Annotated in this window: 11 protein-coding genes and 1 other RNA gene; 10 read left to right on the forward strand and 2 right to left on the reverse strand. The window is 64.2% G+C overall.

Annotated elements, in window-relative coordinates; translation table 11 throughout:
* Positions 1 to 62: 62 nt before the first annotated feature.
* A complete protein-coding gene (locus tag JOF28_RS02005) occupies positions 63 to 1,502 on the reverse strand; it encodes a glyceraldehyde-3-phosphate dehydrogenase (RefSeq protein WP_209704240.1) in 1,440 nt (479 codons plus the stop codon).
* Between the two features lie 234 nt (positions 1,503 to 1,736).
* Between JOF28_RS02005 and JOF28_RS02010 the strand changes: the two genes are divergently transcribed.
* From JOF28_RS02010 to rnpB, 6 genes are all read left to right on the forward strand, one after another.
* A complete protein-coding gene (locus JOF28_RS02010; RefSeq protein WP_209704241.1) occupies positions 1,737 to 2,642 on the forward strand; it encodes a MetQ/NlpA family ABC transporter substrate-binding protein in 906 nt (301 codons plus the stop codon).
* A gap of 108 nt (positions 2,643 to 2,750) precedes the next feature.
* The gene (locus JOF28_RS02015; protein ID WP_209704242.1) at positions 2,751 to 3,779 is read left to right on the forward strand and encodes a methionine ABC transporter ATP-binding protein; all 1,029 of its coding nucleotides are present in this window, start codon (positions 2,751 to 2,753) and stop codon (positions 3,777 to 3,779) included.
* Positions 3,779 to 4,444, forward strand: a complete 666-nt coding sequence (locus JOF28_RS02020; RefSeq protein WP_209704243.1) for a methionine ABC transporter permease — start codon at positions 3,779 to 3,781, stop codon at positions 4,442 to 4,444. Before JOF28_RS02015 ends, JOF28_RS02020 begins: the two co-directional genes overlap by 1 nt.
* Before the next feature lie 3 nt (positions 4,445 to 4,447).
* Positions 4,448 to 5,311 (forward strand): Nif3-like dinuclear metal center hexameric protein, encoded by an 864-nt coding sequence (locus JOF28_RS02025; RefSeq protein ID WP_209704244.1) that lies wholly within the window; start codon positions 4,448 to 4,450, stop codon positions 5,309 to 5,311.
* Positions 5,312 to 5,321: 10 nt separating this feature from the next.
* Positions 5,322 to 6,050, forward strand: coding sequence for a zinc ribbon domain-containing protein (locus tag JOF28_RS02030; RefSeq protein ID WP_209704245.1), 729 nt, complete (start codon positions 5,322 to 5,324; stop codon positions 6,048 to 6,050).
* Positions 6,051 to 6,075: 25 nt separating this feature from the next.
* An RNA gene (gene rnpB, locus JOF28_RS02035) (RNase P RNA component class A) lies at positions 6,076 to 6,454 on the forward strand.
* 68 nt (positions 6,455 to 6,522) lie between these two features.
* Here rnpB and map read toward each other — a convergent pair.
* The gene (map, locus tag JOF28_RS02040) at positions 6,523 to 7,392 is read right to left on the reverse strand and encodes a type I methionyl aminopeptidase (RefSeq protein WP_209704246.1); all 870 of its coding nucleotides are present in this window, start codon (positions 7,390 to 7,392) and stop codon (positions 6,523 to 6,525) included.
* A 49-nt stretch (positions 7,393 to 7,441) separates the two neighbouring features.
* On the opposite strand from map, the gene JOF28_RS02045 reads away from it, so the two are divergent.
* From JOF28_RS02045 to JOF28_RS02060, 4 genes are all read left to right on the forward strand, one after another.
* The gene (locus JOF28_RS02045) at positions 7,442 to 7,645 is read left to right on the forward strand and encodes a methionine aminopeptidase (protein ID WP_209704247.1); all 204 of its coding nucleotides are present in this window, start codon (positions 7,442 to 7,444) and stop codon (positions 7,643 to 7,645) included.
* A 110-nt stretch (positions 7,646 to 7,755) separates the two neighbouring features.
* Positions 7,756 to 9,093: a type I glutamate--ammonia ligase gene (gene glnA, locus JOF28_RS02050; protein ID WP_209704248.1), complete on the forward strand. Its 1,338-nt coding sequence runs from the start codon at positions 7,756 to 7,758 to the stop codon at positions 9,091 to 9,093.
* Positions 9,094 to 9,095: 2 nt separating this feature from the next.
* Positions 9,096 to 12,152: a bifunctional [glutamine synthetase] adenylyltransferase/[glutamine synthetase]-adenylyl-L-tyrosine phosphorylase gene (locus JOF28_RS02055; protein WP_209704249.1), complete on the forward strand. Its 3,057-nt coding sequence runs from the start codon at positions 9,096 to 9,098 to the stop codon at positions 12,150 to 12,152.
* 749 nt (positions 12,153 to 12,901) lie between these two features.
* A complete protein-coding gene (locus tag JOF28_RS02060; protein ID WP_209704250.1) occupies positions 12,902 to 13,840 on the forward strand; it encodes a DUF808 domain-containing protein in 939 nt (312 codons plus the stop codon).
* Positions 13,841 to 13,946 lie beyond the last annotated feature (106 nt).

A 13,946-nucleotide genomic window follows, 5' to 3' on the forward strand; every position in this document is an offset into this window, starting at 1 on the left:
ATCGCGCGCGCCCAGAAAGGGCGCGCGCGATAGGTAAGAGATTGACCGAAAGCGGTGAATCGTTAGGCGTCGAGGGCCGGCAAGTGCGCCGGGTGGTTGCCCGCGAGCTTCTCGATCACGCGCACCACCTGGCAGCTGTAGCCGTACTCGTTGTCGTACCAGACGTAGACCACGGCGCTGTCACCGGTGACGATCGTTGCGAGGCCGTCAACGATGCCCGCGCGGTTTGACCCGACAAAGTCACTCGAGACAATCTCGGGCGATTCGACGAAGTCGATCTGGGTGCGCAGCGCGCCAGTCAGCGACACCTGCTCAAGGAACTCGTTGATGTCTTCGCGGGTGGTCTCGCGCTCGAGCTGCAGGTTGAGCACCGCCATCGAGACATCGGGGGTGGGAACGCGAATCGCGTTGCCGGTGAGCTTGCCCTCGAACTCGGGCAGCGCCTTCGACACGGCCTTCGCCGCTCCCGTCTCGGTGAGCACCATGTTGAGGGCTGCCGAGCGGCCACGACGGTCACCGTTGTGGAAGTTGTCGATCAGGTTCTGATCGTTCGTGTACGAGTGCACAGTCTCAACGTGGCCGCGCTTGACGCCGTAGCGATCGTTGAGCACCTTCAGTACGGGAGTGATCGCGTTCGTGGTGCACGATGCGGCGCTCAAGATGGTGTGCGAGTCGTCGATCTTGTCGCTGTTCACGCCGTACACCACGTTGAGCATGTCGCCCTTGCCGGGGGCGGTGAGCAGCACGCGGGCGATGCCCTCGTTCTTCAGGTGCTGACCGAGGCCCTCGGCGTCACGCCAGCGGCCCGTGTTATCAACCAGGATGGCGTCCTTGATGCCGTACTGGGTGTAATCGACGGCCGCGGGGTCGTTCGAGTAGATCACCTGAATGCGCACGCCGTTGGCGAGGATCGCGTTTTCGTCTTCGAGCACGCGAATGGTGCCGTTGAAGGGGCCGTGCACCGAGTCACGGCGCAGCAGGTTGGCGCGCTTCATGAGATCGTTCTCGCCGCCCTTGCGCACCACAATGGCGCGCAAGTTCAGGCCGTTGGCGCTGCCGGCGTGATCGATGATGATGCGGGCGAGCAGCCGGCCAATGCGACCAAAACCGTAGAGCACCACATCGGTGCCCGTGCTCGGCCCGGCGTTGATGGCGGGGGCGAGCGTCTCGCGCAGGTATGCATCGAGATCTGTGGCGCCTGCGGCGCGGAAGCCCGCGGCCAACAGCGCGAGATCGATCGATACCGGGCCGGGCTGAATCTTCGACAGGGCCTCGACGATCGCCGAGGTATCCTCAAGCGGCAACTCAACGTCGTCGATCTTGCGGGCAAAGCTGTGTGCCCGAATGATGTCGATCGGTGAGCGCCCAATCAGTGACCGGCCATGCACCGACATCACAACATCGCGATCGCGATAGAGCTGGCCAATCAGCGGAATCATCCGCTCTGCGAGCTCTTGCTTCGCTTTCCACGCCTCGAGATGAGCATCAGCACGCTGAATCATGTGAACGGAAAATTCCTTTCGGTCTTAACAATTTCGGCCTGCCCGCCGCGACGATGAGCGTCGCACCACAGTATGCCACGCCTGTGACGCTGTGTGACATCACGATTTCACTGCCGCGCGTCTCGTGCTTCAGTCTTGAGGTGTTCACCTTCAGATTTTCGTGAAGGATGCGCTCAGCCCGCGGGTCATGAGCAGCACCACCACAACACTTGAACGGCCTGGGAGGGCATCAGAATGTTTAGCAAGAAGCGCGGCATCATCGCCGCATCGATCACCGCTCTCGCCCTCGCTGGTGCGGCAACACTCGCCGGTTGCGCACCCGCCGCTGACGAGGCCGGCAAGGCTGAAGACGCCGCCGTGCGTATCGGCGTCGTGGGCGCGAGCGATCCCTACTGGGCAACGTTCACCGACGCTGCAGCCGAAGAGGGCATCGAGGTTGAGCTCGTCGACTTCACCGACTACAACCAGCCCAACCCCGCACTGAGCGAGGGTGAGCTCGACCTCAACCAGTTCCAGCACATCGTGTACCTCGCTGACTACAACGTGGCCAACGATGACGACCTGAAGATCATCGGTTCGACCGCGATCTACCCCCTCGCCGTGTTCTCCACCAAGCACACCAAGCTTGAGGATCTCAAGCAGGGCAGCACCGTTGCTGTTCCCTCCGACCCCAGCAACCGCGCCCGCGCACTCAACGTGCTGCAGGCAGCCGGCCTCGTTGAGCTGAGCGACGGCGGCACCCTCTTCTCGACCCCCGATGAGGTCGTCGCCGACAAGTCCAAGGTCAAGGTCACCGAGATGGACGCATCGTTCACGGCAACCTCACTCGCCGACGTTGACGCGGCCGTTGTGAACAACGACTTCGTCACCGACGCGGGCCTCGATTTCGCCGACGCCCTCTACCAGGATGACCCCGAGGATGAGGCAGCACAGCTGTTCGCCAACGTCTTCGCGGTAAAGAACGCCGACGTCGAGAACGAGACCTACCAGAAGCTCGTCGAGATCTACCAGACGAACGAAGAGGTGCAGGCTGGCGTACTCGAGAACTCGGGTGACAGCGCCATCATGATCAGCACGCCCGTCTCTGACCTGCAGGCCCTGCTTGCAGATGCAGAAGAACAGGTTCGCGCAAGCAAGTAAGCTGCTTTCTAGAGTAAGCAAGCGCACACCAATCAGGGCGTTCGGTTTTCTTCCGAACGCCCTGATTTGCGTTTCCCACCAGTTGTCAGCATCGAAGGGAATGTATCGATGACACGCGTACAGATGATCGGGGTCGGCAAACGCTACCCGGGTCGGGGAAAAGGGGCGGCCCCCGTGATCGCCGTTGATGATGTTTCGATCGACGTCGCATCGGGCGAGATCCACGCGATCATCGGGTACTCGGGTGCCGGTAAGAGCACCCTGTTGCGCCTGGTGAACGGCCTCGAACAGGCCACGAGCGGCCAGATTCTCGTGGGCGATGACGATATCACCGCGCTGCCCGAAGCGAAGGTGCGCGCCGCCCGCGGCGGCATCGGCATGATCTTTCAGCAGTTCAACCTCTTCCACTCGAAGAACGTGGCGAAAAACGTTGAGTACCCGCTGATCATCGCGGGGATGCCGTCGGCCGAGCGGAAAGCGCGCGTCGCTCAGCTGCTCGAGTTCGTGGGGCTCGCAGACAAGGCCACCGCCTTCACCGATCAGCTTTCGGGTGGGCAGAAGCAGCGCGTGGGCATTGCCCGTGCGCTCGCGACGAACCCCGGTGTGTTGCTCGCCGACGAGGCGACGAGCGCCCTCGACCCCGAGACCTCGCAGGAGGTGCTCGCCCTGCTGCAGCAGGTGAACCGCGACCTCGGCATCACGATCATTTTGATCACGCACGAGATGGAGGTGGTGCGCTCGATCGCCCACCGCGTCACGGTGATGGACGGCGGCCGCGCCGTCGAGCAGGGCGACGTGTACGAGGTCTTCTCTGCCCCGAAGTCTGCGACCACCAAGAAGTTTGTGGCCACTGCGCTGCCGACTGAGCCCGAGGCCGCGCACCTCGAAGAGCTGCGCAAGCGGCACCGCGGCAAGCTGGTGTTCATGACCTTCCGCGACGGTGACGTCGACCAGCCCGTGGTGTTTCGCACCCTCGCCGAGCGCGGCGTGGGCGTCAACATCGTGCACGGCGGCATCGCAGACGTGGGTGGGCGAAGCTTCGGCCGCCTCACCCTCGAACTCATTGGTAACGATCTGCAGGTGGAGCACGCGATCGCGGCCCTTGCACAAGAAACCGAACTGGAGGTGCTCGCGTAATGGATAAGCTCCTCGAACTCCTTGCAGACGGCAAAGTCCTTGAAGCCACCATTCAGACGCTCATCTATGTCGTCATCGCCATGGGCCTCGGCGGCATCTTTGGACTGATCGTGGGCGTGGCGCTCACCGTGACGCGCCAGGGCGGCCTGCTCGCCAACCGGGCCGTGTTTTGGATCTTGAACTTCCTCGTGAACTTCTTCCGCCCGATTCCGTTCGTGATTCTCATCGCGGCGCTGCAGCCCCTGGCGCGCGTCGTTGTGGGCACCGGTATCGGCGACCCCGCGCTGCTGTTCGTGCTGACGTTCGCCGCAACCTTTGGCATCGCCCGTCTCGTCGAGCAGAACCTGCTCACCGTGAACCCCGGTGTGATTGAAGCCGCGCGCGCGATGGGGGCGCACCCGCTGCGCACCATCTGCACCGTGCTGATTCCCGAGGGCCTTGGGCCGCTCGTGCTCGGCTATACCTTCGCGTTTATCGCCGTGGTCGATATGACCGCAATGGCCGGCGTGATTGGCGGCGGCGGCCTGGGTAACTTCGCCCTGCAGTACGGCTACCGTCAGTTCAACCCGATCGTGACGTGGGCCGCCGTCATCATCATCATCATCATCGTGCAGATCGTGCAGGTGCTGGGCAACCGCATCGCTCGCAAGCTGCTGCGGAGGTAACCCATGGAGTCCACACACACCCTCGCCGACCTGCGCGCGGCCGCCCAGCGGCTGTGGCCCGTCGAGACCGCAGAATCATGGGATCGGGTCGGGCTCGTCTCGGGCCGTGACGACGCGCCGCTCACGCGGGTGCTGCTCGCGGTCGACGCGGTCGCATCGACCGTCGATGAGGCGATCGAGTGGGGGGCGAGCGCGCTTCTCACCCATCACCCGCTGCTGTTGCGCGGCATTCACACCCTCGCCGAAGACACCGCAAAGGGTGCGCTGCTGGCGCGCATGATCCGCGCCGATTGCGCGCTCTATGCCGCGCACACGAACGCTGATCAGCCCGCAGCTGGCGTCTCTGACGTGATTGCGAAACGTCTGGGGCTCCAGCACGCAACGCCGATCGTGCCCCACGCCTCTGACGCCGCGATCGGCATCGGGCGCGTGGGCGACCTTGCGCGCCCCGAGCGCCTCGCCGACTTCGCTGAGCGGGTCGCTGCGATACTGCCCGCCACGGTGAGCGGGGTGCGGGTGGCCGGGGATCCGGATCGCGCCGTGCAGCGCATCGCCCTGCTCGGCGGCGCGGGCGATAGTCTGCTCGACCACCCGGCCGTGCGCGGCGCAGATGTCTACCTCACGAGCGATCTGCGGCACCACCCGGCGCAGGAGTCAATCGAGCTGACACTCGCCACCGGTGGCCCCGCGCTCATCGACGTGGCGCACTGGGCCAGTGAGTCACTGTGGCTCGACGGCGCGGCCGAGATACTCGCCGAGATGCTGCCCGGAGTAGAGGTGCGCGTGAGCCAAAAGCGCACCGACCCGTGGGACTTCGCCGTGGGCTCTGCCGCAGGTGCTGCCAGCGCCGCCGCCAAGGGCCGGTAGGATGGGAGACATGAAGGCTAGCCCCCGCCAGCAGCGATTGCTGCTCGACCTGCAGGACCTCGACACAACGATCGCGCAGCAGCAGCGCAAACGAAAGACGCTTTCGCAGCGCGCCGCACTCGCGGGGCTGTCGGGGGAGTTGACCGCCGCGAAGCAGAGCTTCATGGCTGCCCAGCGCGACCTCGATACGCACTCGGCTGAGTTCGACCGCATCCAGTCGGATGTTGTGCTCGTTTCTCAGCGCGTGAAGCGCGACGAAGAGAAGCTCGCTTCGAGCAGCTCAGCGAAGGAAGCGCAGGCGCTGACGGCCGAGCTCGAGCAGCTCGCCGCCCGCACCGAAAAGCTTGAAGAGAAGCAGTTCGCCATCATGGAGCTGCAGGATGCCGCCAACCAGGCATTCGCTGCCGCAGAGGCGGCGCTCGCGGGCGTCGACGGGCGACGCGCAGAGTTTCAGGCCGAACTCGACAAGGCCGAGGCCGCGATTGATCGCGAATTGGCGATCAACGTGAAGGAACGCCTCGGGCTGTCGGCCGAGCTGCAGCGCGACGTCTACGACCTCTACGAGTCGCTGCGTAAGCGCATCGGCATCGGCGCGGCGCGACTGCGCGGCAACGTTTCTGAGGCCAGCAACATGACCCTCGCGCCCGCAGAAATCAGCGACATTCGTCAGGCTCCCATCGACGAGCTCGTGTTCTGCCCGGGCACCGGCGCGATCCTCGTGCGCGTCGACGAAGACTAGAACCGGGTATACTCAGTTCACGGAATGGGTTGGTGAGGCGGCCGCGTCGCGGCACGTAAGTGTTCGCGCCGAGGAACGTCCGGGCTCCACAGGGGAGAATGGTGGGTAACACCCACCCGGGGTAACCCGCGAGAAAGTGCAACAGAGAGTAGACCGCCTGCCGCAGCTTGCTGCGGTCGGTAAGGCTGAAAGGGTGGTGTAAGAGACCACCGGCGCACGTGGTAACACGAGCGGCCAGGTAAACCTCGTTCGGAGCAAGACCAGACAGAGGATGATGACGCGCCCCGCCGAGTCCTCGGGTAGGTTGCTAGAGAGTGCCGGTAACGGTAATCCGAGATAGATGACCGCCACCCTGAGCGTTAAACCTTGGGGGACAGAACCCGGCGTATGATCTGGCCCATTCCACCAAGCCCCCAACATCGGCATGAATATGCTGAAGTTGGGGGCTTTTTGTGTGCCAAGCGAGAGGTCTTTACTCCGAGACGGTGAGCAGTTCAAAACCGTTCTCGCGCACCACGATGGTGTGCTCGAACTGGGCGGTGATGCTCTTATCGCTCGTGGTGACCGTCCACTCGTCTGCCCACTGGCGCCACTGGTGTGTGCCGAGTGTGAGCATCGGCTCAACCGTGAACACCATGCCCGGCACGATGATGTCGCCGTAGGTGGGGGCCGAGTCGTAGTGGGGGATGATGAGCCCCGAGTGGAACGATGACCCGACACCGTGCCCGGTGAAGTCGCGCACCACGCCATAGCCGAAACGCTTTGCGTAGGTTTCGATGACGCGGCCGATCACGTTCACGGCGCGGCCGGGCTTGGCCGCCTTGATGCCGCGCATCATGGCCTCGTGGGTGCGCTCGATCAACAGGTCGACCTCTTCAGACACCTGCCCCACCCGGTAGGTGCGGTTCGTGTCGCCGTGCATACCGTCGAGGTATGCGGTGACATCGACGTTCACGATGTCGCCCTCGCGCAGCACCGTGTCATCGGGGATGCCGTGGCAGATGACCTCGTTGACCGAGGTGCACGATGAGGCGCGGTAGCCGCGGTACCCCAGCGTCGAGGGGTAGGCGCCGTGTGACACGACGTACTCGTGTGCCACGCGATCGAGCTCGGCGGTGGTGACGCCGGGGCGCACCGCTTCACCGACGGCATCGAGCGCGCCCGAGGCGATGCGGCCAGCGGCGCGAATGCGGGCTACTTCTTCATCGTTGTAGGTGTTGTCGCCGGTGTACGGCGGGGGAGTTTTGAGCCCTACATAGGGTGGGCGAATGATCTCCTGTGGAACCGCACGTACGGGCGGAAGAGAACCTGGAATTAAATGTCCGTGTGCATCGAAGGGCATGGCTCTAGTCTAGGAGTGTGCGCAAGGTGCGCCAAAGGAGGCGATGGCTATGAGTGGCAAAGACTGGGGTATCGACGATCCCCAAGAGACTTACTGGTTCAATACCCGCACCAATCAGGTTGAGCGCGGGCCGCAGTCGTTTGGCGTTGACCGTATCGGGCCGTACAAGACCCCCGAAGAGGCCGCCCACGGCCAAGAAGTCATTAACGAGCGCGCCCGGCTGTGGCGCGAAGAAGACGCAGAAAATGACTAACACTCCGTAAACGAAACATGCCCGACATGCTCGCCCGATAAGGTGGGCAGGTGGAAGGTCGCGGCGGGCGGCCACCAGCAGCCAACAACCCATGGCAGGACGGAGTAGGCGTGAGCAAGCAGCGAGATTTTGTTCTTCGTACCATCGAGGAGCGCGGGGTCAAATTTGTGCGACTCTGGTTTAGTGATGTCTCGGGCACGCTGAAGTCTGTGGCGCTTGCGCCGGCCGAGGTTGAGGGTGCTTTCAACGAGGGCATCGGCTTTGACGGGTCAGCGATCGAGGGGCTCACGCGTGCGTATGAGTCTGACTTGCTCGCGGTACCTGATCCGGCGACGTTTCAGTTGCTGCCGTGGCGCAGCAAGCAGGCTCCCACGGCCCGCATGTTCTGCGACATCAGCACCCCCAATGGTGAGCCCGCGGTCGCCGACCCGCGCAACGTGCTGAAGCGCACGCTCGCGCAGGCCGCCGATCGCGGCTTCACGTTCTACACGCACCCCGAGATCGAGTTCTACCTGCTGAAGTCGAAGGAGTTTGGCCCCGAGGGCCCGATTCCCGTTGACCGCGCGGGCTACTTCGATAACGTTCCCGGGGGCACCGCCCACGATTTCCGTCGCGAAAGCGTCGAGATGCTCGAGGATCTCGGCATCTCGGTTGAGTTCAGCCACCACGAGGCGGGCCCCGGCCAGAATGAGATCGATCTGCGTTACGCAGACGCGCTCACCACGGCCGACAACATCATGACCTTCCGCACAGTGGTGAAGGAGGTTGCGATCTCGCAGGGCGTGCACGCCACCTTTATGCCCAAGCCGCTGGCGGGCCACCCGGGCTCGGGCATGCACACGCACCTCTCGTTGTTTGAGGGTGATACCAATGCGTTCTATGATCCGGGAGCGAAATACCAGCTGTCGCAGACCGGCCGCCGCTTCGTTGCGGGCCTGCTGCGCCACGCCCCCGAAATCACCGCGGTCACCAACCAGTACATTAACTCGTACAAGCGTCTGTGGGGCGGCGACGAAGCCCCCTCGTTCGTGAGCTGGGGTCACAACAACCGTTCGGCCCTCGTGCGCGTGCCGATGTACAAGCCGGGCAAGGGCGGCGCGGCGCGCGTCGAATACCGCGGCATGGACAGTGCCGTGAACCCCTACCTGGGCTTCTCGGTGATGCTCGCCGCCGGGCTGAAGGGCATCGAGGAAGAGTACGAGCTGCCGCCCGAGGCAGAGAACAACGTGTGGGCGCTCAGCGACGGTGAACGCCGCGCGATGGGCTTCGACGCGCTGCCGACGAGCCTCGACCACGCCCTCGCGGTGATGGAGCGCTCTGAGCTCGTCGCCGAAACGCTGGGCGAGCAGGTGTTCGCGTATCTCATTCGCGATAAGCGTCGCGAGGTGGCCGAGTACCGTAGCCAGGTCACGCCGTACGAGCTCAGCTCGATGCTCGACACGATCTAACAATGGCAGTGTCGCCCGTCGAGCTTCGTCTCGCTGATGTCGCACGCGCCGGCTTTCAGGAGCTCGGCGGGTCGCGTGAGTTGCTCGGCGAACTCGCCGCGCAACTCGATAAGCCCGTGATGCAGGTGCTCAACGGGTTCGTGGGCGTTGCCGACCCTGATGCTGCGCTCACCCCGATTCTTCGGTTGGTGGAGCAGCATCAGGATCGCGCGCGTGCGCTCGATTCAGCGAGCCTCGCCAGGTTTTGCCTGCTCGTGGGTGCCTCGCCCGCGCTCGGCAATTTCTTTATTCGGCACCCCGAGCGGCTTGAGCAGATTCTCGCGGGCGGGGGCCGTGTCATCGGCCTTGATGAAGCGCGCAGCGAGCTGCTGCGGGCGATCGGCGCCGCGCCCGATGCGCTTCCTGGCACCCCCCTCACGGCCGAAGCCGGCTGGGTGGCGCTGCGCACGCGCTACCGCGAGCTGCTCGCTGAGCTGAGCCTGTACGATCTGCTGGCGGGCCGCGATGGCCGTGCGACCGACGTCTTTGAAGAGGTGGCGCACTGCCTCTCTGATCTCGCGGCGGCCGCCATCGATGCCTCGCTGCAGGTGGCCCGCGCCACGCTGCTCGCCGGTGAATCAGGGCCGCCGATTCAGGCCGAGCGCCTCGCCGCAGTGCGGCTCGGTATTGTCGGCATGGGCAAGTGCGGTGCGCAAGAACTGAACGTCGTCTCTGACGTCGACGTCATCTTCGTCGTCGACTCGGCCGATGAATCAGTGGTCGAGGGCGAGGCCCTCATCAGGTACGGCACGCGACTCGCGAGCGAGACAATGCGCGGCATTCAAGACCCCGCGCTCGAGCCCCCGCTGTGGGAGCTCGACCCCAATCTGCGGCCTGAGGGCCGCCAGGGCCCCCTCGTACGCACGCCCGGATCGATGCAGGCCTATTACAGCCGCTGGGCGAAGGCGTGGGAATTTCAGGCGCTGCTCAAGGCACGCCCGCTCGCCGGCGATCTCGAGCTCGCCGCAGATTTCACGCGCGACACCCGTGAGGCCGTGTGGACCTCGGCCTCACGCACCGACTTTGTGGGATCGGTGCAGCGCATGCGCCAGCGCGTCACCGAGCACATTGCCGACGAAGACCTTGAGGTGCAGCTGAAGCTGGGCCCGGGCGGCCTGCGCGATATCGAGTTCAGTGCGCAACTGCTGCAGCTCGTGCACGGTCAATACGATGATCGGCTGCACGTGGCCGGCACCCTCGATGCACTGCGGGCGCTCGTAGAGGGCGGGTACATCGCGCGCGCAGACGGCGAACGGCTGGGCGCCGATTACCGGCTGCTGCGGGTGCTCGAGCACAGACTGCAGCTGCAAGATCTGCGGCGCACCGCCATCATGCCCACCGGTGATGACGAACTGCGGGTGTTGGCCCGTGCCTCTGGCCTCGCCGCCACCGGCAGCGACCTGCGTGCGCTGTGGGAAGAAACCAAGCGCGAGGTGCGCAAGCTGCACCTCAAGATTTTCTATGCCCCGCTGCTCAGCGCGGTGGCCGCGTTGCCCGATGAAGAGCTGGTGCTGGGCAGCGATGCCGCGCTCGCACGGCTGTCGAGTATCGGGTTTCGCGATCCGGCGGGCGCCATGCGGCACCTCGCCGCGCTCACCCGCGGCACCACCCGGCGCGCGCGCATCAGACGCAATCTCATGCCGGTGTTGCTGGGATGGCTCTCAAACGGCACCGACCCCGACTATGGGCTGCTCGCGTTTCGCCGGGTCAGCGAGGCCAACCTGGGCAGCCCGTGGTATCTGCGGCTGCTGCGCGACGGCACCGACGCGGCCGAACGCCTCATGCGGGTGCTGTCGAGTTCACGGTTCACCGCCGATCTGCTCGAGTCAATCCCTGACGCGGTGGCGTGGCTTGAACGCGACGAGCACCTCGCCCCGCGTGCGCTCGCCCCGCTGGTCGAAGAGATGCGCTCGCTCGCATCTCGCCGCGACACCGCCGCCGAGGCTGCCGTCTCGCTGCGCGCGGTGCACCGCCGCGAGGTACTGCGCCTCGCGATGGGGCGTGTCACCGGGGTGCTCTCTGACGCCCAGGTCTCAGGCGGGCTGGATGCCGCACACACCGCCCTGCTCGATGCGTTGCTGTCGGCCGTGCGCCGGGACAGTGCGGGCTCTGCCCCCGCCGGTTTCGAGCTTGCCCTCATCGGCATGGGCCGGTTCGGCGGCGGCGAGCTCGGCTTCGCCTCAGACATTGACCTCGTAGCCGTGTATCGCGGTGGCGCGGGAGAGAACGAGGGCGCGGCGGCGTCACCCGAAGCGGTGTCGCGGTACGCCATGAAGATCGTGGGGGAGCTGCGCAGTCTCGTCTCCGACCCCAAGTTTCCCGTCGACCTCGACTTCGATCTCCGACCCGAGGGTAAGAACGGCCCCATCGCGCGCAGCCTCGAGTCATACCGCAGCTACTATGCACGGTGGTCAGTCACATGGGAGGCGCAGGCGCTCTTGCGTGCCCGCGCGGTGGCCGGCGACGCTGCCCTCGGAAAAGACTTTATGACGCTCGCCGACGAACTGCGTTTCCCCCCGCAGTTTCCCGAGGACCGGGTGCGCGAGGTGCGCCGCATGAAGGCGCGCGTCGAAGCCGAGCGGCTTCCGCGGGGCGGCGATCCGCGCCGGCAGCTCAAGCTGGGGCCGGGCGGTGTGAGCGACGTGGAGTGGCTCGTGCAGCTGCTGCAGCTCGAACACGGCGGCGCACACGAGAGCCTGCGCACGGTATCGACGCTGGGCGCGCTGGCCTCAGCCGTGAAGCTCGACCTGATCGACGCCACTGACGCCGAGCAGCTTGAGGAGTCGTGGGAGTTCGCAAGCTCGGTGCGCTCAGCTTTGAAGCTGTGGAACGGTCGCGGGGGAGACTTCCTCCCCACTGACTGGAACGACCTTGAAGGCATCACCGGGGTGCTGGGCTGGGAATCTGGCCGCACCACCGAGCTTGAAGAGCGCTGGCTCACCGTCTCGCGGCGTGCCCGCAAGGTCACCGAGCGCGTGTTCTTTGGGTATGCCGAGGGGGAGCGGTTTCCGCTGCAGTAGCGGTTCACCGATCGTTCACTGATTGGTTACGTCAAATTTTGCAACACCTCTAGCAAAATTCGTTATACAAGCGTAACCTTATCGTTATGCAGTACTTACAAAGCTTCCTCGAAGCCCTACTCTCAGAAGACGGGGCTGAGTTCGAAGACGAACTTGAATCCTGACCAAACGCCCACCTATCCCGCGCCAGTGATGTCGCGCCCGAGCTATGAACGCCCCACCAGCTGATCCTCAAGATCGCTGGCGGGGCGTTCTACGTTGTGTGCCCGAGTCTCAGTCGGAGAGCTCACAATTCGTGCCATCGATGATCTATCTGGCGGTCGAGGAACCTTGCGTGAGTGTGGCTTCGGCGATGCAGTGACCAGCTGCCTCGATGATGAGGGTCCCGGTGTCGACTACTTGACCACAACCATTCATGGAGCCCACTATGAGGAGGCTGGCCACAATCCCAACGCAGCTTTTCATGGTTATGGTCCCACATTGGCATGGGCGTCATCCAGAGAGCAAGAACCGGTCATGCCGCCTGTCCAATAGCGTGGAGGCACTCGAGATATGTCTCACGTTGCGCATGGACCTGCGGGGTATTCGTGGGCGAGCCTACGATGATCGCCCACACTGGTTATCACGCCTACAGCTTGCCAATCTGAAGTACCGGTGATTCCCCGACGTTTCCACGGGGCTGCACGATTAAAGTAGAAGTCTCTGCCGCGTTTGCCCCAAACTGCGGCACCATCACGAAGGAATCTCCCGTGAGCGCAAGCTTCTTCGCATTATTTGATGACATCGCAGTGCTCGCCAAGGCTGCCGCCGCTTCGCTCGATGACGTGGCGGTCGGCGCGGCGAAGGCCTCCGCGAAGGCGGCGGGGGTCGTCATCGACGACGCCGCGGTTTCGCCCCAGTATGTACAGGGCCTGAACCCGAAGCGTGAGCTGCCGGTGGTGTGGAAGATCACGCGCGGCTCCCTCATCAACAAGGCCTTTATCGTGGCCGGCATCATGTTGCTGAGTACGTGGGCACCCTGGGTGTTTCCGTGGTTGCTGCTAGTTGGTGGCACGTACCTCGCCTATGAGGGTGCAGAAAAGCTTTGGCACTCCATCGGCAAACGGCACAGCGATAATCACAGCGTGGCAGAAGTGCTCGAGCGCACCGAGACGTCTGAGAAACAGATCGTGTCGAGCGCGGTACGCACCGATCTCGTGCTGTCGATTGAGATCATGCTCATCTCACTCGCCAATATCGAGACCGATTCGTGGGGCATTCGCCTCGCGATTCTCATCGTTGTGGCGATCATGATGACGGTCGCGGTCTACGGCACCGTCGCGCTGCTCGTCAAGATGGACGATGTTGGATTCTGGCTGCGCCGCAAGCCCCCGCGCTTCTTGAAGATCGTGGGCACTTGGCTCGTCAAAGCCATGCCGTGGGTATTCAAGGCCCTCAGCCTCGTGGGAATGGTAGCGATGCTTTGGGTAGGCGGACACATTCTGCTGGCGAACCTAGCCGAGGTGGGCGTCCCCGCACCGTACGGTGTGCTCTCGAGCATTACACACGCGATTCCTGGCACGGGCATCGTGGTCTGGCTCTTAGACAGCGGCTTATCTGCGGTTTTCGGCCTCGCCTGGGGTGCGGTTCTTGTCGCGGTGCTCGCCGTGATTGCCCGAATGCGCTTTAAGAACTCCAGCGCGCGCTAACGCACAAAAGACCCCGAGCTGCGTAAACAGCCCGGGGTCATGCCGAACGTGGAGGTTCGACATTGCTAAGCCTACCCTACGCGGGACGCAAGGAATGACCACATGG

Origin of the sequence: Leucobacter exalbidus (assembly GCF_017834145.1) — a bacterium.
GTDB lineage: Bacteria > Actinomycetota > Actinomycetes > Actinomycetales > Microbacteriaceae > Leucobacter > Leucobacter exalbidus.